Below are 20,812 nucleotides of genomic sequence, written 5' to 3' on the forward strand. Positions count from 1 at the left end.
TGCGGGCGTGATCTCCATGCCCAATATTGTCCAGCGCAAACGACACGATCGGTATTAGTGTTAACACGCCCTAGTGGCCGTATGCGGGGAAGGCGCGTTCGTAATTGCGAACCGAGAAGCTGCCTTGCACAGCTTTTTTCCTTGCCGGGGCGAAATAAGGATGCACCCAAAGGAGATAGATGGGCCTGCCAGCCTCGTTCACCCGCTCTTGAACTCCTCTGCCCGATGGTGTTCCATATAGTTCTGGTGCTCGGGCTTTAGCCCGATCTTCATCGAAGGCGTGATCCCGAGTTTGTCGGCCTCCGTCAGAAGTGGTGAGAGGCGAATAGACCCATCCTGCTCGAACGTGATGAAACCCTTGTCGAATGCCTTGTCCAGGTTTGGCGAGAGTAGGAGCCCGTTCCATTGGTCTAGCCGCTCGCTATTCGTTGACTTCCTCCATGGCTTTATGTGAGAGGCAACAAGGAGGCTGGTATCGCTGAACCCTGTAACGGCACAGCCGTTCCAATGAAGCAGAACCTTGTCTCGGAACGTGCCTTGGCCGATTCGTGATTTGATCAGTGCTGTCTTCTCAGTCGCCGTGGTGGTCGGATCGCTGATGATCTGTTCGAGATCGGCTTGCACATCGTCGCCTCCGTTGCTTGTGAGGTATGCGGCAAATTGCGACAGCGTGGCACTGTACATGTGATGCCCACGCGCGTTACGCTCTTTGAAAATCGGGAGTTCCTGGATGCTCGGGGACAAGGCGCTCAAGGCCGAAGGGCTGGTCAATGCAGTCAGAGGTCCTGATATTAGCCCGCTACTCATTGCCCACTCAGAAAGTGAGCCGCGAAGCGCCCCGTCGTAGCTTCTAGCTGAGGACTGCGATAGCCCTTTGTGGATCATCCAGTCGTAGAAGTTCATGCAGTAGTCTAGCCCCTACGCTGACGGACAGCGAATGCGCAATGCGACCCAGATTTCCTCAATCATCAGTCCTGAATTCCTGATCTGAGGATGGGATCTTCTGCAGTTCGCGTGCGCATCTTCACGGCATGTATCGATACGCGATGTGATGCATGTACTGATGCCGTCGAGGGCCATCCCATTCGGGTATTCAGGATGTGATTTTGTGCCGCAGGCGTCAATGCATGCGCGATGGCTCTCATCGACCATGCATTGATGTGCGCCATCTGATGATGTGATGTATCACTTGCTGCGTCCATCCGCTGCCCGTGGTGCCGCAGGCGGTTATGTGTATCCGTGGCCTTTGCCTATTGTTAGGAATCCCATGGTCTTCCTTCTGCCGACGTCTGTCTTTGCGCTGGGCCTAGCGCATTGGATGAGGTTCGGCCAGCGGGGTGGTGCAGCAGGCGGTATGTGTATTCACTGGCATTACCGATGGTCAGGGGTGGCCGCTGTCATTCTTCTTCCCATGCTTATCCGTAGGGTTCATCTATTGCATGGTTGAGGTCGGGCCGGAGTGCCGCAGGCGGTTATGGGGGGGCTGGGTATCCTGCGGATCTATGGGCTAACAGAGACTTGGAGCCCGACGAACGGTAATCCTGTGCACTGCTAGCGACCAAGAACTTGCTTGGTCATTATATGTCCAGGATTAAATCTTGCCTTGATTTTTAGTTCATAAGCATTAACAAAAGACAAATGCCTATGTAACTGAATTGGCATGGGCGTCTCTGGCCCGCATCACTGTTTGGCGACTAGTGCCAAGGTCCCGAGCCACGGAAGCCACGGAATCGCCCTTTGAGAGCCTTTTTAGAACCTCCGCCTCCATATCCCCATCAAGGCTGCGCGGACGTCCTATGGGAGCTCCTGACGCCTTGGCGCGGGCCATTCCTGCTTGCGTTCTCTCAATCAGTAAGTCTCGCTCAAACTCCGCGACCGCAGCAATCACGCCCATCGTCATCTTCCCAGCGGGGCTGGTCAGGTCCATCCCTCCAAGCGCAAGGCAGTGCACACGGACGCCGGCAACGCCAAGGGCCTCCACGGTCGCCCGCACGTCCATGGCGTTGCGCCCCAATCTGTCCAATTTAGTCACAACCAAAACATCCCCTGCTTCAAGCCGATCCATGAGGCGGGCGAAACCGGGGCGTTCTGAGGCCATTACAGACCCCGAGACGGTCTCCGCAATGATCCTCTGAGGGGTCACCTTAAATCCAGCTTGAACGATCTCATCAGCTTGGTTATCGGTGTTCTGGTCAATGGTGCTGACGCGGCAGTAAGCAAAGACTCGACTCATGTGCACATCCTTCGTGTCCAAAATGGATGTCCGAATTGTCGGGCCTGTTCAGAACCATGTCAAGCTAGGTTCTGGACATGCCAGTTCCGGATGTTCAGAACCGGTCCCTTTTGGTCGGTAGAGCTTCCAAGACTGTTACCCTACGGCAGCGCACCCATAGCGGCTAGCAATCCGTGAAATGCGCACGCTTTAGGATGCAAGATTTTGCGGCCGAAGCAGCCAACATCAACTATAAGCAGGGGCAACGGGGGGAACTAGCGTCGGCTTCATGAGAGATAGCCTCGCGCAAGTGAAGAAAATTTTCCTATCACAGATGGAAAGGGCGGCGAGACACGAACTTAGCACCTTCGTACATTGCAACCATCTAAAAATCGTTTCACAAGAATTGAATTTGCTGCAAAGATTCCGCAGCAAATTCCATAATATATCTGCATCCAAGAGAGGGCTCTCCCAATGGAGACAACAACAAGCTGCAATAAGCAAGCACCTCCTTTTCTCAAGTGGGCGGGGGGCAAACGCTGGCTCACATCGAGGGATTCAATGCTGCCGAACAATATTACTGGCAAATATATTGAGCCTTTTTTGGGCAGCGGAGCCGTCTTCTTTCATCTTCGCCCAAAATCATCGATTCTATCTGACGCCAATGAAGCACTGATTGAATCCTATTTGGCGATTAAATCGGACTACAAAAGAGTCGCAGACCATCTTAGAGCGCATGCAACCAAGCACAGTGCGGAGTATTACTACAAGATACGAGCAATGAAGTGCCGTAACGAATATAGCCGCGCCGCCCAGTTTATCTATTTAAATCGAACATGCTGGAACGGTCTATATCGAGTTAACCGCCAGGGAGAATTCAATGTTCCCATTGGCACAAAGACCAAAGTAATTCTTGACGATGATGATTTTGAGAACATCTCGAGTGCATTGCAAAACTCCGAGATCACTGCCGCGGACTTCGAAACTCAGATAGATCGATCAGGCGCGGGGGATTTTGTTTTTGCAGACCCGCCTTACACGGTGCGACACAAACACAATGGTTTCATTAAATACAATGAAACCTTGTTTCACTGGGATGATCAAGTTAGATTGAGAGATGCGCTCCTTCGCGCTAAAAATCGAGGCGTGCGAATACTGCTTACAAATGCAGACCACGAGAGCATTCGCACACTATTCCGAGACGATTTCTCAATTTCCGAGCTGAGCAGATACAGCGCAATCTCAGGCGTATCAAGTAGTCGCGGCAGTTACTCAGAACTGATAATCGAGTAGGTGAGGCATGGACATTAGAAAGATCGCGAGTCGAGTACTGGAACCAGTTCGTCACTGTTTTTCCCAGTTACCCGTTGTTGGACCGCTTGTGTACTGCAAATGGGAGGATCACAAGTCGGCCATAAAGGAAATGATAACCATTTTGCTATTCGCAACTGCGGCATTTTGGCTAACATCGCTTATCCTCATGGGAGCCGAATCAGCCCGCTCCCTAGGATACATTCACGTCCTACTCACAACCGTAAATCGAGGAGAGCTATTTATCTTCACGGTAGGTTTCATAGGGCCGATTCTTCTTCAAACTTCGGAAGACAAGCCGAATGAGAGAACATTCCCCGGCCGGCATTGGCATTTACTAGCCCTAATGCTTCTTGCACTCATCGCTTCAGCCTATCACTCGCAAATAAAGTCAGCACAACTTAGCGGGACACTTGTCCAAAACGATCTAGACTACCTATTTCAAGTTTCAGCCGGATTAGCGCTGTTTGTGATCGTATTACGATATCTAGCAATGGTCTACAGAAAATCCAACTTTTCTCCAAGAATCGAGATAAAGGATAAAGAGATCGATTTCCTCAAGGAGTATGCCAAGCATAGAGGTGAGAGCGGAGTCATTGACGAGACGAAAGGGACCGGCGAATGAAACAGCGAAGCATCACCGACGAGCACTACGAGATCGTCTTACCTTGCATTAAGGTTCAGCAGCCGCTTGGAGTCTTCTTTGTAGCCTCTATAGACCACAAATTTTTAAGGGAAATCACCTTCAGTGATATTAGAAGAATGACTGGAGATAGAGAAATGGATACCTATCTCGGAATTCAGCGGGAAGTTGACAAGAACCGAGTGAAAGATCTAAAGCGTTACGTAAACACCGTAGACGCCTGCTTTCCCACCTCAGTAATATTAGCGGTAAGCGGCGAATGCGCAGAGTTTAATGAAGGCAAGAATACCCTCACCTTACGCTCTGTTCACGATGAAAATGATGAGCCTATCATCAATAGAATGGAGATTGCCAAGGTTTTGGACGGCCAGCATCGGATTGAGGGACTGGGGGGTCTAGAAGGCGGCACATTTCAGATAAATGTTAGCATCTTCGTTGACATGGATATTGCCGATCAAGCATATCTATTCTCCGTGGTCAATCTTGCCCAAACAAAAGTCAAAAAGAGTTTGGTATACGATCTTTTTGAATACTCACGTGCACGGAGCCCGCAAAAATCTGCGCACAACATCGCTATCGCACTCGATCAGATTCCCAGCAGCCCTTTCTATCGACGAATTAAGCGATTGGGCTCTGCTACTCCCGGCAGGACTGGAGAAACGCTCACACAAGCAGCATTTGTGGAGGCTCTTTTGGAGTATTTATCAAAAGATCCTATCGCTGACCGTGATCTATATCAACGCGGCCGACGACCATCAAAGCCCTCATCTACAGAAGCTCAAAAACTTATTTTCAGAGAGCTTTTTCTTGAAGAAGAGGATATGAAGATTGCGGATGTCCTTATTTCTTTTTTTGAGGCAGTACAAAAAAAATGGCCTGCGGCTTGGAATAATCCGGACAGAGGCTACATTCTTCCGAAGACCAATGGATTCAAAGGGTTGATGAGGCTTCTTAGGCCAGCATACCTTAGCGCTTTGAGAAGTGAGAGGGTTAGCTTTTCACAGCACTTTTATGATCTACTGGATAAGTCAAAATTGAAGGATTCAGATTTTGTAAACACCGAATTCCTGCCAGGCACCGGCGGTGAAGCACGATTGTTCCGATCACTGTACGATGAGATTTTCCCATTAGACACTTCAAATCACCTGCTGCCGCATTCACGCATTTAAAGACACTACCCGTCCATCATTCGTAATACTTCTGCAGGCGACTCATTACCTGAGGGAAACTTAGAAGCTCAACAACAGATCGAAGCCGCTCTGCCTGACGTCGGATAGTTGCTGCATAGACTTGCCGACCGATTCCGTTGCCAGCATGACCAGTAATAGCATCTGCCTGCGCGTCTGTTGCGCCCAACAAACGTAGCTCTGTAGCGACTAGATGGCGAAATGAATGGAACGATTTAGCTGGCGAGGTAAACCCCTTCCGCTGCTTGAATGCACCAAACCACTGTGAGAATTGACCCCCTGCACCGTTTTGGCCGTCTTTAGGCAAAGCAGGAAACAGAGGTCCTTTGGGAAGGGAGTCAATGTAGCGGCAGAGACCCAGTTGCACTAACTGGCTATGCATGGGCACTGCCCGCCAGGAGCCAGCATTTTTGAGCTTCTGATCCCTCTCTCGGTCGGCGGTGAACTCAAAGACCTGCAGGCCCTGCTCAGTTGACACGTCATCAGTCCAAAGCTGGGCTATTTCTGTCACACGTGCGCCTGTGTAGCAGGCGATGAGAGGAATCCAGTATGCGGCCTCGCCGCCAGCTTTACGATCAGATGGCAAGGCGTGCTTTGTCCAGATCTCATCGTTAAAAAGCTGAAGAAGATCTTCGTGCGTCCATGGCTCGCGCCCCTCAGACTCCTTGCCTCCAATGTCGATGGCTAAACGCTCTAGGGGGTTGCTCTGCAGCCATCCTTTGTCCCGGGCCACATTGAACAAGGCTCGCGTGCTCACGAGGACGTTGTCTGCGGTCGTCGCAGTTTTCTTTTCGGTGATTGCCCAAGCCTGAAGCTTGTCGCGAAACTCAATGGCCATAGGCTTGTCCACCTCCGACAGCCATGGGTCACCCATCATGTCGCTGAACTGCTTCGAGTGCCGAAGGAATGTGACCCGCGTCTTGTCAGCCGGTTGCTTTGTCGTCACCCATGCCTCGAAGGCATGCGCAATCTTTTTCCCATCAACGGGTACGGGCTTCACGAGAACTATCGGCGCAGCGAGACCTTGCTCCATCGCCTCCATCGCCTCCATCGCCTCCATCGCCTCCATTGCTTGCTCGCGCTCACGCTGATAGCGAACTCTCAGCGGAAAGGTTCGACGCTCGTCAGATGCTGCTTCGTGCATCACTTCGTGCAACATCAAAAGATGAGCCCCAAACTCAGTCACGATGGATGGATTGGTGGGGTCGCCATACCGCTTTGCCTGATCCTCGGCCCAGAGCGGCAGACATCCGTCTCGCAAGTGGTCTCGTAGGTCAGCGACTTGCCACGCACTCATCTCCGCACGCTCGTCCCGCTGCGCCTTGGGTAGAACCGAATACGTCGAATCCAGCCGAGCAAGTGTCCTTTGCCACATGGCAAACAGCTTCCGACGCAACGCGACTATGTCTACAGGTTGCGGTTTCCCCGACCTCAGCGCGTCGAATCGCTTGGCCCAGTCGGCTTGGAGTGCTTTCGCCTTTTCGTTGGCAACTCTGAGGTCAGCAGTCTTCAAAGAACAGCGCACAGCCCATCCGCTGGGAAAGTGCACAGCTAGGTCCACGGGGGACCGCAAGCCGAACTGATAGATGCCTGAATCGGCACGTCGATGCACGCCGGGAAACTTGGTCAATTTCTCTTGGATCACACGGCATCATTACACGGTTTACTTGCTGCACCTCCTGACGCTACGCCTCGTTTTCAGAGGGAGCGCCATAGAAAAAGGGCTAGCAGCTAAGTAACTGCTAACCCTTTTGGATGGTGGCGGAGTGGACGGGGCTCGAACCCGCGACCCCCGGCGTGACAGGCCGGTATTCTAACCAACTGAACTACCACTCCTGGTAGATGGCGTTCGCTCTTGCGAGCCAAGTGCCAACCACTTGTTTGCCTACTTGCCTTGCGGCTTGTTTGGCGACCCTACGGGGATTCGAACCCCGGTACTCACCGTGAAAGGGTGATGTCCTAGGCCTCTAGACGATAGGGTCAAAACCTTGGGACTAACCGAACCGCGAATTCTAGCATCGGGTGACCGGTGCTCTTCTTCGCAACTGAAAAACTTTGGTGGAGGTAAGCGGGATCGAACCGCTGACCTCTTGCATGCCATGCAAGCGCTCTCCCAGCTGAGCTATACCCCCACGCGGGTTGCTGATCAGAACCTGTGAATCGCTTCACCGGTGCATTTCAGCAAGCCTCAGATTATAGGCGATATTTTCAGGCACTCTGCAAACGCGCGAGCACGGTCTTGCGATCCTGCAACTCCAGCACGGCGTCCAGCGAAGGCGTCTGGGCGGTGCCCATGACAAGCACACGCACCGGCATCGCAAGTTGCGGCATCTTCAGTCCATGGGCCGCCAGCGTCTCCTTGATGGCAGCAGCAATGGCGGCCTTGTCCCATGCACAGTCGGCGAGCTTGCCCGCCAGCGTGGCGAGCACGGGACGCACGGCATCGGTGATGTGTTGCGTGCGCTCTTCGGCATTCGGGACGACATCGGCGTAGAACGCCCTGGCCCATTGCGCCAGCGCCACGGTGGTGTCGCAGCGATCCTTGAACAGCGCGCAGATGCGAGGCAGTCGAGCATCGGCAACGACACCCAGCTTCTCGAGTTGCGCGGCCACCAGCGGCGCGAGTGCGTCGTCGGCCATGGCCTTGAGGTGCTGGGCGTTCACCCAGCGCAGCTTGGCTTCGTCGAACTGCGCGGCACTGCGGCCGAGGTGGTCCAGGTTGAACCACTCGAGGAACTGCGCGCGGCTGAAGATCTCGTCGTCGCCGTGGCTCCAGCCCAGGCGCGCCAGGTAGTTCACCATCGCATCGGGCAGGTAGCCTTCATCGCGGTACTGCGTGACCGGCTTGGCGCCGTTGCGCTTGCTCATCTTCTCGCCCTGCTCGTTGAGCACCGTGGGCAAGTGGGCGTACACCGGTGGTTCCTTGCCGAGCGCGCGGAAGATGTTGATCTGGCGCGGTGTGTTGTTCACGTGGTCATCGCCCCGGATCACGTGCGTGATGTCCATGTCGATGTCGTCGACCACCACGCAGAAGTTGTAGGTGGGCGTGCCATCGGGGCGAGCGATCACGAGGTCGTCGAGTTCGTCGTTGGCAATCTCGATGCGGCCCTTCACCTTGTCGTCCCACGCCACCACACCGCCCTGCGGGTTCTTGAAGCGCAGCACGGGCTTGACGCCTTCGGGCACCGCCGGCAGCGTCTTGCCCGGCTCGGGGCGCCAGGTGCCGTCGTAGCGCGGCTTCTCTTTCGCCGCCATCTGCTTTTCGCGCAACTCATCAAGTTGGGTCATGCTCATGTAGCAGGGATAGACCAGGCCGGCAGCGGCCATGTCGGCGAGCACCGCCTTGTAGCGGTCCATGCGCTGCATCTGGTAGAACGGTCCTTCATCGTGATCAAGGCCGAGCCACTTCATGCCCTCGATGATCACGTCCACCGCAGCCTGCGACGAGCGTTCCAGGTCGGTGTCTTCAATGCGCAGGATGAAGACGCCGCCGGTGGAGCGCGCGAAAGCCCAGGGATAAAGCGCCGAGCGGATGTTGCCCAGGTGGATGAAGCCGGTGGGCGAGGGAGCGAAACGGGTTCTGACTGTGCTCATGAAAGGGTGTCCAGGCCGTGCGACAGGTCGGCCTTCAAATCGTCAAGGTGCTCCAGGCCGACCGCGACGCGGATCAGGCCCTGGCCAATGCCGGCCGCCTGCCTCTGCGCCTCGGCCAGCTTGCCGTGTGATGTGCTGGCCGGGTGGGTCAACAAGGTCTTGGTATCCCCCAGGTTGGTACACAGCGACAGCACCTGCAAGGCGTCGAGCACATGAAATGCGCGCGCCCGTGCCTGCGTGGGACCGTCGGCCTTCAGATCGAACGACAGCACCGCACCGCCGATGCCGGACATCTGGCGCATGGCCAGCGCATGCTGGGGGTGACTGGCCAGACCCGGGTAGTAAACGCGCGCCACTGCGGGATGCTGCTCCAGCCAGTGCGCCAGCGTCAGCGTGGCGGCACTTTGCGCATTCATGCGCAGGCTCAGCGTTTCCAGTCCCTTGAGCACCACCCAGGCGTTGAAGGGCGAAAGCACCATGCCGGCATTCTTCTGCACGGGCAGGAATTTCTCGCGCACCATGGCTTCGGTCGCACACAGCGCGCCAGCCATCACACGCCCCTGGCCGTCCAGAAACTTGGTGCCCGAGTGCATCACGATGTCAGCACCCAGCGCCACGGGGCGCTGCAACGCCGGTGTGGCGAAGCAGTTGTCCACGCACAGCAGGGCGCCTGCACTGTGCGCGATGTCGGCCAGCGCAGCGATGTCGCAGACCTCGGTCAGTGGGTTGGTGGGTGTTTCCGCGAAAAGCAGTTTCGTGCCGGGCCGCACGGCAGCGCGCCAGGCGTCAATGTCGGATTGGGGGACGATGGTGGATTCGACGCCAAAGCGCGCGAATTCGGTGCCGATCAGTTTGATGGTCGAGCCAAACATCGACTGCGAAAACACCACATGGTCACCCGAGCGCAACAGGCTGAAGCACATGAGCATGATGGCCGCCATGCCGGATGCGGTGGCCATTGCGGCTTCCGTGCCTTCCATCGCAGCCAGGCGCTGCTCGAGGCTGGTGACGGTGGGGTTGCCGGTGCGACCGTAGGTGTAACCGTCCTCCTCACCCGCGAAGCGGCGCGCCGATGCCTCGGCACTCGGCTGCACGTAACCGCTGGTGAGGTAGAGGGCCTCCGAGTTTTCGCCGTACTGGCTGCGCGCCACGGCTTCGCGCACGGCCAGCGTGTCGCGGTGCAGGGTGGGCGCGGTTTTTTTCTGGGTCATGGTCGAAGGTTCCTGGGGATCACGCGACCTGCGCGTTGGGCAGCGCCAGGCGCGAGGTGTCTTCCTCGCCCTCCTCGCTCTGGTCGCGGCCAGCGTTCAGACGGGCGATGTCGTCGGGCGTGATGTCACCTGTGACGTACACGCCATCGAAGCACGAGGCATCGAAACCGTCGAGCTTCTGGTTCAATGAACCGATGGCCTGTTTCATCGCGTCCACGTCCTGGTAGATCAACGCATCGCAGCCGATGCTCTCGCGCACCTCGTCCACCGTGCGGCCGTGGGCCACCAACTCGTCTGGCGTGGGCATGTCGATGCCGTAGACGTTGGGATAGCGCACTGGCGGCGCAGCGCTGGCCAGGTAGACCTTGCGGGCCCCGGCATCGCGCGCCATCTGCACGATCTCGCGGCTGGTGGTGCCGCGCACGATGGAGTCGTCCACCAGCAGCACGTTGCGGCCCTTGAATTCGCTGCCGATCACGTTGAGCTTCTGGCGCACCGATTTCTTGCGCACGCCCTGCCCCGGCATGATGAAGGTGCGGCCCACATAGCGGTTTTTCACGAAGCCTTCGCGGTACGGCAGGCCCAGCAGTTGAGCCAGTTCCATGGCACTGGGGCGGGACGATTCAGGGATGGGAATGACGACGTCGATCTCGTTCGGCGGCACGGTGGAGACCACGCGCTTGGCCAGGGTGACGCCCAGGTTCAGTCGAGCCTGGTAGACCGAGATGCCGTCGAGGACGGAATCGGGCCTGGCGAGGTACACGAATTCGAAGATGCACGGGTGGTGGCTGACCTTGTCCGCGCACTGCTGGAAGTGCATCTGGCCTTCGAGGTCGACGAACACCGCTTCGCCGGGCTGCAGGTCGCGATCGAGCACGTAGCCCGTGCCTTCGAGCGCCACAGACTCGCTGGCCACCATCACACCGCCCTGGTCGTTGTGCCCCACGCAGAGGGGGCGGATGCCATGCGGATCGCGGAACGCGAGCAGGCCATGACCAGCAATGAGCGCCACCACCGCATACGAACCCTTCACGCGCTGGTGCACACCGCGCACGGCGGCGAAAACGTCGACCGGCTTGAGGGTGATGCCGCGCGTGACCTTCTCCAATTCGTGCGCCAGCACGTTGAGCAACACCTCAGAGTCGCTGTCGGTGTTCACATGGCGGTGGTCGGTCTGGAACAGCTCCTGCGCCAGCGCCTTGGCGTTGGTCAGGTTGCCGTTGTGCACCAGAACCAGGCCAAACGGCGCGTTCACGTAGAACGGCTGCGCCTCTTCCTCGCTGAAGGCGTTGCCCGCCGTGGGGTAGCGCACCTGGCCCAGGCCACAGAGGCCTGGAAGCGCGCGCATGTTGCGGGTGCGAAAGACGTCACGCACCATGCCCTTGGCCTTGTGCATGAAGAACTTGCGCCCCTGCTGCGTCACGATGCCGGCGGCATCCTGGCCCCGGTGTTGCAGGAGCAGCAAGGCGTCGTAAATGAGCTGATTGACCGGCGTCTTGTTCACCACGCCCACGATTCCACACATGATTTGAACCCTCTGGAAAAACTAACGGATATGTCGGGCCACGGGCTCGGGTAACAAGGGGCGGATCTCCAGCAACGTGGCCGACAGCATGCCTGCGGTGCTCGAACCCCGCCACCAGGCAGCCTGCTGCATCTGCAGCACGCTCACCACCACCGCCACGCCCAGCAGCATCACCAGTGCGCGCGCCAGCCCGAAAGCACCGCCGAGCACGCGATCGACCGGCCGCAGACCCACCGTGGCCACCAGCTTCTGAACCAGCCAGGCCACGAGGCCCCCGGCAAAAGCCACCAGAACGAACACCAGAACGAAGGCCACAGCCAGTTTCAGGGCGGGCGACAAGCCGTCCATCGGCAACCACGTGGCGACATCGTCGGCAAATGCCTGGGCGAGGATGAAGGCCAGCACCCATCCGGCCAGCGACAACACCTCGTACATCAAGCCCCGCCAGAGCCCCAGCAGCACGGACAGCAGCAACACCGCCAGCAGCACCCAGTCGGTCGTCACCATGACCAGCGCCCCGCGTGGATCACAGCGTGAGCACGCTGGCGCTCACGCCCAGCGCTTTCACGCGAGCGGCCACCTTCTCGGCCTCCGCACGGCTTTCATAAGGTCCCAGCCGCACCCGGATGCGGCGGCCGTCCGCCGTCTGGGCCACCTGGGTGTAGGTCTTGAGTCCGGCTGCTTCGAGCTTCTGCCGCACGGCGCGGGCCCCAGCCTCTTCGGCGAATGCACCCACCTGCACCACGAGGCGCTCGGAGGCGCTGGCCGCCGCAGGCGCCGTGGCGGTGGTGGGCGGTGCGGGTTTGCCCTCCAGCAGCGCACGGGCGCGCTCGGCATCGGCGGGAGCAGGCACCTTGGCCGGTGCGGGCGTCGGCGCGGGGGCAGGCGTTGGCCTGGATTCCACCACCTCTTCCTTGGCGCCCAGGGCTTCGCGGGCGGTCACGCTCTCGGCCGGCGGACGGGCTGCCGGAGCAACGCTGGGCGCCGAAGCGGTGGCGGCAGGTGGTTTGGCCGGCACGGCGGGCAAGGTCTTGGCGGGAATTTCGATGGGAATGTCCACCGGAATCGGGCGCGGCTGGGTGTCGAAGAGCAACGGGAAGCCGACCACCCCCAGCAGCACCAGAACACTCGCGCCAATCAGGCGGTGGCGGGCACGCCGGCGCACGGCCTCAATGCTCTGGGGTGGCGGTGTCGAGGGGTTGCCCTGGGAACCTGAACGGGATTTGAACATTCGGGGTGGGACCGTGGCGCCATGAAAGGCCTGGCGGGGGGCGCGGCAGGGGGAGCGCTCGGGGCGTGGGAGGCGGCTAGGCGGAGAGGTGTTTCGCCGACATTCGGGGCACACCGTCCTGCAAAACGCCACCCACGGTGTAGAACGATCCGAAGACGACGATTCTATCAGCGGGGTCTGCAGCGGACACCGCAGCGCGCAGGGCGTCCATGGGGCTGGCGTGGATGCCTGCAACCCGGGTTTTGCCACCCGGCGCCGTGGCGGCATGGGCGTCCAGCATGTTGGCCAGCGCCCTGCCGGTGCTGGCGCGCGGCAGCGGCAGGTCGGTCACGTGCCAATGGTCGATCAGCGGCGCGATGCGCTCGAGCATGGCTGGCAGGTCCTTGTCGGCCATGGCGCCAAAGACCGCATGGGTGCCGGGATAGAAGCCCATGGCGTCCAGGTTCTCCGCCAGCGCGGCCACCGAATGCGGGTTGTGCGCCACGTCCAGCACCAGCGTGGGTGTTCCCGGCACGATCTGGAAACGCCCGGGCAACTCCACCAGGGCCAGACCGTTGCGCACCGCCTGCGCCGTCACCGGCAGGCGCGCACGCAACGCCTCCACCGCTGCCAGCACACCCGAGGCGTTCACCAACTGATTGGCGCCGCGCAGCGCCGGGTAGGCGAGGCCGGCATAGCGGCGGCCACCGTGCGAGGGGTGCATGGCCCAGCCCCACTGCTGCTGGTCGCCAGCGAAGTGGAAGTCCTTGCCCAGGCGCCAGAGGTTCGCGCCGATCTCCACCGCGCGATCGAGCACGCTTTGCGGCGGCACCGGATCGCTCACCACCACGGCGCGGCCGGTGCGCATGATGCCGGCCTTCTCGAAGCCGATGGCCTCGCGGTCGTTGCCCAGCAGGGCCATGTGGTCCAGCGCGATGCTGGTGATGACGGCGCAGTCGGCATCGATGATGTTCACCGCGTCCAGCCGCCCGCCCAGGCCCACTTCGAGAATGGCCACATCCAGGCCGGCGCGCGACAGCGTGCGCAGAATGGCCAGCGTGGTGAATTCGAAATAGCTCAGGCTGATCTCGCCAGCGCCGTCGTCGCCCGGCTGCCCTTTGCGCGCCACCTCCACCTCGGCCAGTGCGGGCAGCAGTTCTGCCTGCTCCACGGAAGCGCCGGCAACGCGGCACCGCTCCTCGAAATGCACCAGGTGCGGCGAGGTGTACACGCCCGTGCGGTAGCCCGACTGGGTGTAGATGGCTTCCAGCATGGCACAGGTGGAGCCCTTGCCGTTGGTGCCGGCCACGGTGATCACCGGGCAATCCAGCGCCAGCCCCATGCGCTGCGCGACGCGCTGCACGCGCTCCAGCCCCATGTCGATGGTGACCGGGTGCAGGCGTTCGGCGTGGGCCAGCCAGTCGGCCAGGGTGGTGGGATGGTCGGGAACGGGGATGTCGAGCATGGGCGGGATTGTCCCATCGTCGACAATGGCGGACATGATCACCGTTCATGGCATCCCCAACTGCGACACCGTCAAGAAGGCCCGCGCCTGGTTGACCGAACACGGCGTCGAACACCAGTTCCACGACTTCAAGAAACAAGGCGTGCCCGAGGCCGCGCTCGACCGGTGGCTGGCCGCCGCCGGTTGGGAAACGGTCATCAACCGCAAGGGCACCACCTGGCGCCAACTCGACGAGGGCGCGCGCGCCCGCGTGACCGATGCGGCCAGTGCGCGGGCGCTGGCGCTGGCAAACCCGAGCGTGATCAAGCGGCCAGTGGTGCACTGGGCCGACGGCGGCATCACCGTCGGTTTCGATCCCGCCGGCTGGCAACAGCGCATCTGACGCACTGGGTTGCTCGCAGGGCGCCAGCCTAAAATCGCGGTTTCGCCCTTTTTTTTCCACCTCATGACCACCACCCAATTCGACGGCGTGTCCGTCAACACCCAGGCCAGCGTGTATTTCGACGGCAAGTGCGTCAGCCACGGCATCACCTTCGCCGACGGCACGAAAAAATCGGTGGGTGTGGTGCTTCCCGCCACCCTTACCTTCAAGACCGGCGCCCCCGAGGTCATGGAATGCGTGGCCGGCGGCTGCGAATACAAGCTCGCGGGCAGCGATGCCTGGGTCAAGTCCGGCCCTGGTGAGAAGTTCAGCGTGCCCGGCAACAGCAGCTTCGACATCCGCGTGACCGAGCCCTACCACTACATCTGCCACTTCGGCTGAACCCTCATGGCCACCATCCTCCAGAACCTTCCCACAAAACAGAAAGTCGGCATCGCCTTCTCCGGCGGCCTGGACACCTCGGCCGCGCTGCTGTGGATGAAGCAGAAGGGTGCCATTCCCTACGCCTACACCGCCAACCTGGGCCAGCCCGACGAGCCCGACTACGACGAGATTCCGCGCAAGGCGCTGGCCTATGGCGCCGAAAAGGCGCGCCTGGTCGACTGTCGCACGCAGCTCGCGCACGAAGGCATCGCCGCGCTGCAGTGCGGTGCGTTCCACATCAGCACCGCCGGCGTGACCTACTTCAACACCACGCCGCTGGGCCGTGCCGTCACCGGCACCATGCTGGTGGCTGCCATGAAGGAGGACGACGTCAACATCTGGGGCGATGGCTCGACCTTCAAGGGCAACGACATCGAGCGCTTCTACCGCTACGGCCTGCTGACCAACCCGAGCCTGAAGATCTACAAGCCCTGGCTGGACCAGCTGTTCATCGACGAACTGGGCGGCCGCGCCGAGATGAGCGCCTTCATGACGGCCAATGGCTTCGGCTACAAGATGAGCGCCGAGAAGGCCTACAGCACCGACAGCAACATGCTGGGGGCCACGCACGAGGCCAAGGACCTGGAAAACCTGAACAGCGGCATCCGCATCGTCAACCCCATCATGGGCGTGCCGTTCTGGCGCGAGGACTGTGTGGTGAAGGCCGAAGAGATCACGGTGCGCTTCGAGGAAGGCCAGCCGGTCGCGCTGAACGGCCAGACTTTCGACAACCCGGTGGAACTGATCCTGAAGGCCAATGAGATCGGCGGGCGCCACGGACTGGGCATGAGCGACCAGATCGAGAACCGCATCATCGAAGCCAAGAGCCGCGGCATCTACGAAGCCCCTGGGCTGGCGCTCCTGTTCATCGCCTACGAGCGCCTGGTCACCGGCATCCACAACGAGGACACGATCGAGCAGTACCGCATCAACGGCCTGCGCCTGGGCCGTCTGCTCTACCAGGGCCGCTGGTTCGACCCGCAGGCCATCATGCTGCGCGAAACGGCACAGCGCTGGGTGGCGCGCGCGGTGACTGGCGAAGTGACGGTGGAACTGCGTCGTGGCAACGACTATTCGATCCTGAACACGGAAAGCCCGAACCTGACCTATGCGCCGGAGCGCCTGAGCATGGAGAAGGTGGAAGACGCACCGTTCTCGCCGCTGGACCGCATCGGTCAGCTGACCATGCGAAACCTCGACATCACCGACACGCGGGCCAAGCTGGGCATCTACGCCAAATCGGGCTTGCTGTCGTTGGGTGAGGGGTCGCAGATGTTGAAGCTTGAGGGCGAAGGGAAGTAAGCCCTTTGCCCGTGAACCTCGCGGGATCGGGGCGCCCAGCCGCTCTGCGCAGCGAAATAAAGGAGGAGCCGGCACCAGCCGGCGGGGGACATTCGCGGAGCAGAGCGGCTGGGCGCCCCGATCTGCACGGATCTCAGACGACCACTGGCTCAGGCTCCAGCAGGATGCCGAATCGCTCGTACACACTGGTCTGAATCGCCTTCGCCAGTGTCATCACCTCGCCGCCGGTAGCCCCGCCCCGGTTCACCAGCACCAGAGCCTGCTTTTCATACACACCCGCATTGCCCACACCCCGGCCCTTCCAGCCACAGGCATCGATCAGCCAGCCCGCCGCCAGCTTGATGCTGCCGTCGGCCATCGGGTAGTGAACCACCTTCGGGTCGCGCGCAATGATGTCCGCGCACTGCTCCACGCTCACCGTGGGGTTCTTGAAGAAACTGCCCGCGTTGCCGATCACCGACGGATCGGGCAGCTTGGCGCGGCGGATCGTGCAGATCCAGTCGAAGATCTGGCGCGCATCGGGCTGGCGGATGCCGGTCTCAGCGACCTTGCGCTCCAGATCCGCATAGCCCAGCACCGGCTTCCAGGGTTTCGGCAACCAGAAGCGAACTCGCGTGATGAGCGCCCGCCCCGCCAGACCCATGCCCTTCTCACCCGAGGGCGCGTGCTTGAACACCGAATCGCGGTAACCGAATCCGCACTGCGCGGCATCCAGCGTGAACGAGCGCCCCGTTTGCAGGTCGATCGCGTCCAGTGCGCTGAAACGGTCCTGCAGTTCCACGCCGTAGGCGCCAATGTTTTGCACCGGCGACGCGCCCACGCTGCCCGGAATCAGCGCCAGGTTTTCCAGCCCCGGCCAGCCCTGCTCCAGCGTCCAGCGCACGAAATCGTGCCAGTTCTCGCCGGCCCCCGCCTCCACCAGCCAACCTCTGGTTGTTTCTTCCACGAGGCGTCGTCCACCGATCTCCACTTTGATCACCAGCGGCTTGATGTCCCCCGTGATCACCAGGTTGCTGCCCCCGCCCAGCACGAACGGCGGCGATTCTTGCGTGAGCGTGGCCCAGTGTTTGCTGGCCATGAGGGCAGCCACGTCCGCCTCGCTCTTCACCCGGGCCAGATGCAGCGCGCGCGCCACGATGCCGAAGCTGTTGTGGACCTGTAGAGGAACCTGGTTCTCGACTATCATCCGGCGATTGTCTCACCCGCTTGGCGCCCGTACCGGGCTCGAAGCATGCCCGTCAGCCCATGAATCCAGCCACCCCGACGCCCGGCAATTCGCCCACCTGGCAATGCGTGCTGGTGTGCTGGGGCACGAAGTACCCGGTGACGCTGATCAACCACCTGATCGAGCGCATTGCCGCGCACAGCCGCAACGTGCCACGCTTCGTGCTCATCTGCGACGAACCCAAGGCAGGCTTGCTCCCCTTCGTGCAGACCAGCATCTTCCCAACCTTCTACATGCAGAAGCCGTTCAAGTCGGTGGGCTGCCAGGCCAAGCTCGCCATGTTCGAAGAAGGCCTGCTGCCGCAGGACCTGCCGGCGGTCTACATCGATCTGGACACGGTGGTGATGGGCGACATGGGTGAAGCCGTGGGCTTCATGAAAGACCAGGACACGGTGCTCATGCTCCAGAGCGCCATCATCCCCTTCGGTCGCATCGGCCGGGCCATCTGGCGTGCCACCAAGGGGCGCAAGTATGCGCGCGGCAATTCGTCGGTGGTGGTGTTCCACCCGGCGCGATGCACCTACATCGCTCGACGCTTCCGGGAGCTCGAGCAGCAATATCCCGATTTCGGATTTCGACCGATGGCCGCCGACGAGCGCTTCATCAGTTGGGCGGCGCAGCCGCACATGGAACGCATTCCGAAGTCCTTCGCGGTCAAATTCCCCAACGAGTTCATGTTCCACCTGCCCGGCTGGCTGTATGTGAAAGCACTCTTTCCCTGGGTGCGGGCGCGGCGCGAGAAACTCGCGGCCATCACGCTCTGTGGCATGGACATCAAGCCCGAAAAACTGCTGGCACTCGAAGATGCCGAAGTGATCGCCGACAACAAGGACCGCAAGCTGGTCTGGAGTTCGCGCGTCATGGGCTCGTCCAAGCAGAAGATCATCGATTTCTACCGCGACATCATTCCCCTTTCCTCCTGAGCGAAGCACACCACCATGCCCTCTTTTGACACCGTCCTTGAAGCCGATTTTGTAGAAGTGAAGAACGCGGTCGACCAGGTCGCCCGCGAGATCGGCACGCGCTTCGACTTCAAAGGCACGGGCGCTGCCATCGAACTCAAGGAGAAAGACAAGGAAATCATCCTGCACGGCGACGCCGAGTTCCAGCTCCAGCAGATCGACGACGTGCTGCGTGGCAAGCTCACCAAGCGCGGCGTGGACGCGCGCTTCCTCGACGTGGGCAAGGTTGAAAAAGTCGGCGGCGACAAGGTCAAGCAGGTCGTGAAGGTGAGGAACGGTGTCAGCACCGAAGATGGCAAGAAGATCCAGCAAGTGCTCAAGGGCAGCAAGCTCAAGGTGCAGGGCGCCATCCAGGGCGATGCGGTGCGGGTCACCGGCGGCAAGCGCGACGACCTTCAGGCTGCAATGGCGCTGATCCGCAGCGAGTTGAAAGACCTGCCTCTTTCGTTCAACAACTTCAGGGATTGATGCGCCTCGCCGCCACCGTGCTCCTGGCCTGCGCTGGCTGGCTGCTTGCGGCCACGCCGGTGCTGGCACAGCAGGTGGCGCTCTCCGGCCTTTCCAACGGCCGTGCGCTGCTGGTGATCGACGGCGCGAAGCCACGTTTTCTGCTGCCCGGGCAGACCCACAACGGCGTTCGCCTGCTCAGTGCACAAGGCGATTCGGCGGTGATTGAAGTCAGCGGCCAGCGCCAGACCTTGCGCGTGGGTGACGCACCGGTCAGCGTGGGCAAGGCCGCCACGGAGAGCGGTGCACAGCGCATCGTCCTCACCGCCGACACGCAAGGCCACTTCATGCCGCCGGGCCAGATCAACGGCCGTGAAGTGCAGTTCATGGTGGACACCGGCGCGACCCTCGTCATTCTCAGCGAGTCCGACGCCAGGCGCATCAACCTCGCTTACGACAAGGGTCGCAAGGTGAAGGTGAGCACCGCCAACGGCGCAGTGGCCGGCTACGAGGTGCGACTGGCATCGATCAAGGTGGGCGAAGCCCAGGTGTACGACGTACCCGCCATCGTGCTGCCGCAAAGCATGCCCTTCGTTCTGCTGGGCAACAGCTTCCTCACGCGCTTCCAGATGCAGCGCAACAACGATCAGCTCACACTCGAACGCCGGTTCTGATCACGCCTGTTTCTGTGCCGCGGTGACGACGATCTCGATGCGGTAGCTCGCCTGCGCCAGTGCCGCCTGCACGGTGGCGCGCGGTGGCGCGGTGCCGGGCACCACCCAGGCATCCCACACCTCGTTCATCACACCGATCTCGTCGATGTCGGTCAGGAAGATCTGGGCACGCAGGATGCGCGACTTGTCGCTTCCCGCTTCCAGCAGTCGCTGCTGCACCTGCTCCAGCACGTCCTCGGTCTGGCCACGGATGTCGGTGTCACCGCGCTCGGGCACCATGCCGGCGAGGTACACCACGCCGTTGAACACCGCCGCCTCGCTGTAGCGGGCGGCCACGCCAATGCGGGTGATGTGTGTCGATGGGTTCATTTCTTCTTCGCTCCCAATTTGCTTTCCTTGCCGGCGATCAGCCGGTTGATGTTTTCCTGGTGGCGCCACACCAGCAGCATGCCCATGGCCCCCAGCGCAAGCACCTGCACGCCGGGTGCGTCCCAGGCCACACGCTGGCCGAGCAGGAAATAGGCCGGCGCAAACACCGCCGTGACGATGGATGCCAGCGACGAGTAGCGAAAGAAGAACGCGATGATGACCCAGGTGGCCAGCGAAGCCAGGCCCAGCCAGGGCTGGAAACCGAAGATGACACCCGCCGCCGTGGCCACGCCCTTGCCACCCTGAAAGCGGAAGAACACCGGATACAGGTGGCCGAGGAAAGCCGCCAGGCCCACCAGCGCCACCGTGCCATCGCCCAGGCCCCAGGCTTCGCCCCAACACTTCACCGCCACCACCGGCACCCAGCCCTTGAGGGCATCCAGCAGCAGCGTGACGATGGCCGCGGCCTTGCTGCCGGAACGCAGCACGTTGGTGGCACCCGGGTTCTTGCTGCCGTAGGTGCGCGGATCGGCCAGGCCCATGGTGCGGCTCACCAGCACGGCGAACGACAACGAGCCGATGAGGTAGGCGACCAGTGTGGCCAGCAGGGGATAGATCGTTGCCATGGGCATCTCCTCTTTGTTGTTCGTGCGTCGCCGTGTGGGACCGG

At 60.6% G+C, this 20,812-nt stretch carries 21 protein-coding genes and 3 tRNA genes; 9 read left to right on the top strand and 15 right to left on the bottom strand.

The genetic code is table 11. The annotated features are described in order from the left end of the window. Nucleotides 1-198: 198 nt before the first annotated feature. Both ACTIF6_RS16800 and ACTIF6_RS16805 read right to left on the bottom strand, forming a co-directional pair. Nucleotides 199-903: an HNH endonuclease gene (locus tag ACTIF6_RS16800; protein ID WP_439589074.1), complete on the bottom strand. Its 705-nt coding sequence runs from the start codon at nucleotides 901-903 to the stop codon at nucleotides 199-201. 739 nt (nucleotides 904-1,642) lie between these two features. Beyond that, nucleotides 1,643-2,233, bottom strand: coding sequence for a recombinase family protein (locus tag ACTIF6_RS16805; protein ID WP_439589198.1), 591 nt, complete (start codon nucleotides 2,231-2,233; stop codon nucleotides 1,643-1,645). A 453-nt stretch (nucleotides 2,234-2,686) separates the two neighbouring features. Between ACTIF6_RS16805 and ACTIF6_RS16810 the strand changes: the two genes are divergently transcribed. Genes ACTIF6_RS16810 through ACTIF6_RS16820 form a run of 3 tightly spaced genes read left to right on the top strand, consistent with a single transcriptional unit; the run spans nucleotide 2,687 to nucleotide 5,335 of the window. Continuing rightward, nucleotides 2,687-3,505, top strand: a complete 819-nt coding sequence (locus tag ACTIF6_RS16810; RefSeq protein WP_439589075.1) for a DNA adenine methylase — start codon at nucleotides 2,687-2,689, stop codon at nucleotides 3,503-3,505. A 7-nt stretch (nucleotides 3,506-3,512) separates the two neighbouring features. Further along, the gene (locus ACTIF6_RS16815; protein WP_439589076.1) at nucleotides 3,513-4,148 is read left to right on the top strand and encodes a hypothetical protein; all 636 of its coding nucleotides are present in this window, start codon (nucleotides 3,513-3,515) and stop codon (nucleotides 4,146-4,148) included. Continuing rightward, nucleotides 4,145-5,335 carry a DGQHR domain-containing protein gene (locus ACTIF6_RS16820; RefSeq protein WP_439589077.1) on the top strand — a complete coding sequence of 397 codons (1,191 nt, stop codon included), beginning with the start codon at nucleotides 4,145-4,147 and terminating at the stop codon, nucleotides 5,333-5,335. The genes ACTIF6_RS16815 and ACTIF6_RS16820 overlap by 4 nt, the downstream gene beginning before the upstream one ends. Nucleotides 5,336-5,351: 16 nt before the next feature. Here the strand turns inward: ACTIF6_RS16820 and ACTIF6_RS16825 are convergent, their stop codons facing one another. The 10 genes from ACTIF6_RS16825 to folC all read right to left on the bottom strand — a co-directional run bounded on the left by ACTIF6_RS16825 (nucleotide 5,352) and on the right by folC (nucleotide 14,358). Further along, entirely contained in the window at nucleotides 5,352-6,983 is a 1,632-nt protein-coding gene (locus tag ACTIF6_RS16825; protein ID WP_439589078.1) for a DUF6538 domain-containing protein, read from the bottom strand. A gap of 129 nt (nucleotides 6,984-7,112) precedes the next feature. After that, nucleotides 7,113-7,189: transfer RNA gene (locus tag ACTIF6_RS16830), tRNA-Asp, on the bottom strand. A 70-nt stretch (nucleotides 7,190-7,259) separates the two neighbouring features. Beyond that, nucleotides 7,260-7,335 (bottom strand) — tRNA-Glu (locus ACTIF6_RS16835). A gap of 74 nt (nucleotides 7,336-7,409) precedes the next feature. Continuing rightward, a tRNA-Ala gene (locus ACTIF6_RS16840) sits at nucleotides 7,410-7,485 on the bottom strand. A gap of 76 nt (nucleotides 7,486-7,561) precedes the next feature. After that, nucleotides 7,562-8,947 (bottom strand): glutamate--tRNA ligase, encoded by a 1,386-nt coding sequence (gene gltX, locus ACTIF6_RS16845; RefSeq protein ID WP_439589079.1) that lies wholly within the window; start codon nucleotides 8,945-8,947, stop codon nucleotides 7,562-7,564. Then, complete coding sequence (locus tag ACTIF6_RS16850) at nucleotides 8,944-10,158, bottom strand: O-succinylhomoserine sulfhydrylase (RefSeq protein ID WP_439589080.1); 1,215 nt, start codon at nucleotides 10,156-10,158, stop codon at nucleotides 8,944-8,946. The genes gltX and ACTIF6_RS16850 overlap by 4 nt, the downstream gene beginning before the upstream one ends. A 19-nt stretch (nucleotides 10,159-10,177) precedes the next feature. Continuing rightward, entirely contained in the window at nucleotides 10,178-11,683 is a 1,506-nt protein-coding gene (gene purF, locus ACTIF6_RS16855) for an amidophosphoribosyltransferase (protein ID WP_439589081.1), read from the bottom strand. Between the two features lie 21 nt (nucleotides 11,684-11,704). Beyond that, nucleotides 11,705-12,190, bottom strand: a complete 486-nt coding sequence (locus ACTIF6_RS16860) for a CvpA family protein (protein ID WP_439589082.1) — start codon at nucleotides 12,188-12,190, stop codon at nucleotides 11,705-11,707. A gap of 19 nt (nucleotides 12,191-12,209) precedes the next feature. Next, entirely contained in the window at nucleotides 12,210-12,848 is a 639-nt protein-coding gene (locus tag ACTIF6_RS16865; protein WP_439589083.1) for an SPOR domain-containing protein, read from the bottom strand. Between the two features lie 142 nt (nucleotides 12,849-12,990). Continuing rightward, nucleotides 12,991-14,358 (bottom strand): bifunctional tetrahydrofolate synthase/dihydrofolate synthase, encoded by a 1,368-nt coding sequence (folC, locus tag ACTIF6_RS16870; RefSeq protein ID WP_439589199.1) that lies wholly within the window; start codon nucleotides 14,356-14,358, stop codon nucleotides 12,991-12,993. Nucleotides 14,359-14,392: 34 nt separating this feature from the next. On the opposite strand from folC, the gene ACTIF6_RS16875 reads away from it, so the two are divergent. The 3 genes from ACTIF6_RS16875 to argG all read left to right on the top strand — a co-directional run bounded on the left by ACTIF6_RS16875 (nucleotide 14,393) and on the right by argG (nucleotide 16,465). Next, nucleotides 14,393-14,740: an ArsC family reductase gene (locus tag ACTIF6_RS16875; RefSeq protein WP_439589084.1), complete on the top strand. Its 348-nt coding sequence runs from the start codon at nucleotides 14,393-14,395 to the stop codon at nucleotides 14,738-14,740. Nucleotides 14,741-14,803: 63 nt separating this feature from the next. Then, on the top strand, nucleotides 14,804-15,121 hold the full coding sequence (locus ACTIF6_RS16880; protein WP_439589085.1) for a pyrimidine/purine nucleoside phosphorylase: 318 nt from the start codon (nucleotides 14,804-14,806) through the stop codon (nucleotides 15,119-15,121). Nucleotides 15,122-15,127: 6 nt separating this feature from the next. Continuing rightward, nucleotides 15,128-16,465: an argininosuccinate synthase gene (gene argG / locus ACTIF6_RS16885; RefSeq protein ID WP_439589086.1), complete on the top strand. Its 1,338-nt coding sequence runs from the start codon at nucleotides 15,128-15,130 to the stop codon at nucleotides 16,463-16,465. Nucleotides 16,466-16,598: 133 nt separating this feature from the next. On the opposite strand, the gene murB is transcribed toward argG, so the two are convergent. After that, nucleotides 16,599-17,651, bottom strand: coding sequence for a UDP-N-acetylmuramate dehydrogenase (gene murB, locus ACTIF6_RS16890; RefSeq protein WP_439589087.1), 1,053 nt, complete (start codon nucleotides 17,649-17,651; stop codon nucleotides 16,599-16,601). Between the two features lie 59 nt (nucleotides 17,652-17,710). On the opposite strand from murB, the gene ACTIF6_RS16895 reads away from it, so the two are divergent. Genes ACTIF6_RS16895 through ACTIF6_RS16905 form a run of 3 tightly spaced genes read left to right on the top strand, consistent with a single transcriptional unit; the run spans nucleotide 17,711 to nucleotide 19,773 of the window. Next, a complete protein-coding gene (locus tag ACTIF6_RS16895) occupies nucleotides 17,711-18,613 on the top strand; it encodes a hypothetical protein (protein ID WP_439589088.1) in 903 nt (300 codons plus the stop codon). Between the two features lie 15 nt (nucleotides 18,614-18,628). Next, a complete protein-coding gene (locus tag ACTIF6_RS16900; protein WP_439589089.1) occupies nucleotides 18,629-19,120 on the top strand; it encodes a YajQ family cyclic di-GMP-binding protein in 492 nt (163 codons plus the stop codon). Beyond that, a complete protein-coding gene (locus ACTIF6_RS16905) occupies nucleotides 19,120-19,773 on the top strand; it encodes a retropepsin-like aspartic protease family protein (RefSeq protein WP_439589090.1) in 654 nt (217 codons plus the stop codon). The genes ACTIF6_RS16900 and ACTIF6_RS16905 overlap by 1 nt, the downstream gene beginning before the upstream one ends. Here ACTIF6_RS16905 and ACTIF6_RS16910 read toward each other — a convergent pair whose 3' ends face one another. Both ACTIF6_RS16910 and plsY read right to left on the bottom strand, forming a co-directional pair. Next, complete coding sequence (locus ACTIF6_RS16910) at nucleotides 19,774-20,142, bottom strand: RidA family protein (protein WP_439589091.1); 369 nt, start codon at nucleotides 20,140-20,142, stop codon at nucleotides 19,774-19,776. Then, the gene (plsY, locus tag ACTIF6_RS16915; RefSeq protein ID WP_439589092.1) at nucleotides 20,139-20,768 is read right to left on the bottom strand and encodes a glycerol-3-phosphate 1-O-acyltransferase PlsY; all 630 of its coding nucleotides are present in this window, start codon (nucleotides 20,766-20,768) and stop codon (nucleotides 20,139-20,141) included. Before plsY ends, ACTIF6_RS16910 begins: the two co-directional genes overlap by 4 nt. Between the last annotated feature and the right edge of the window lie 44 nt (nucleotides 20,769-20,812).

Source organism: Hydrogenophaga sp. (assembly GCF_051860785.1).
GTDB lineage: Bacteria > Pseudomonadota > Gammaproteobacteria > Burkholderiales > Burkholderiaceae_C > Hydrogenophaga.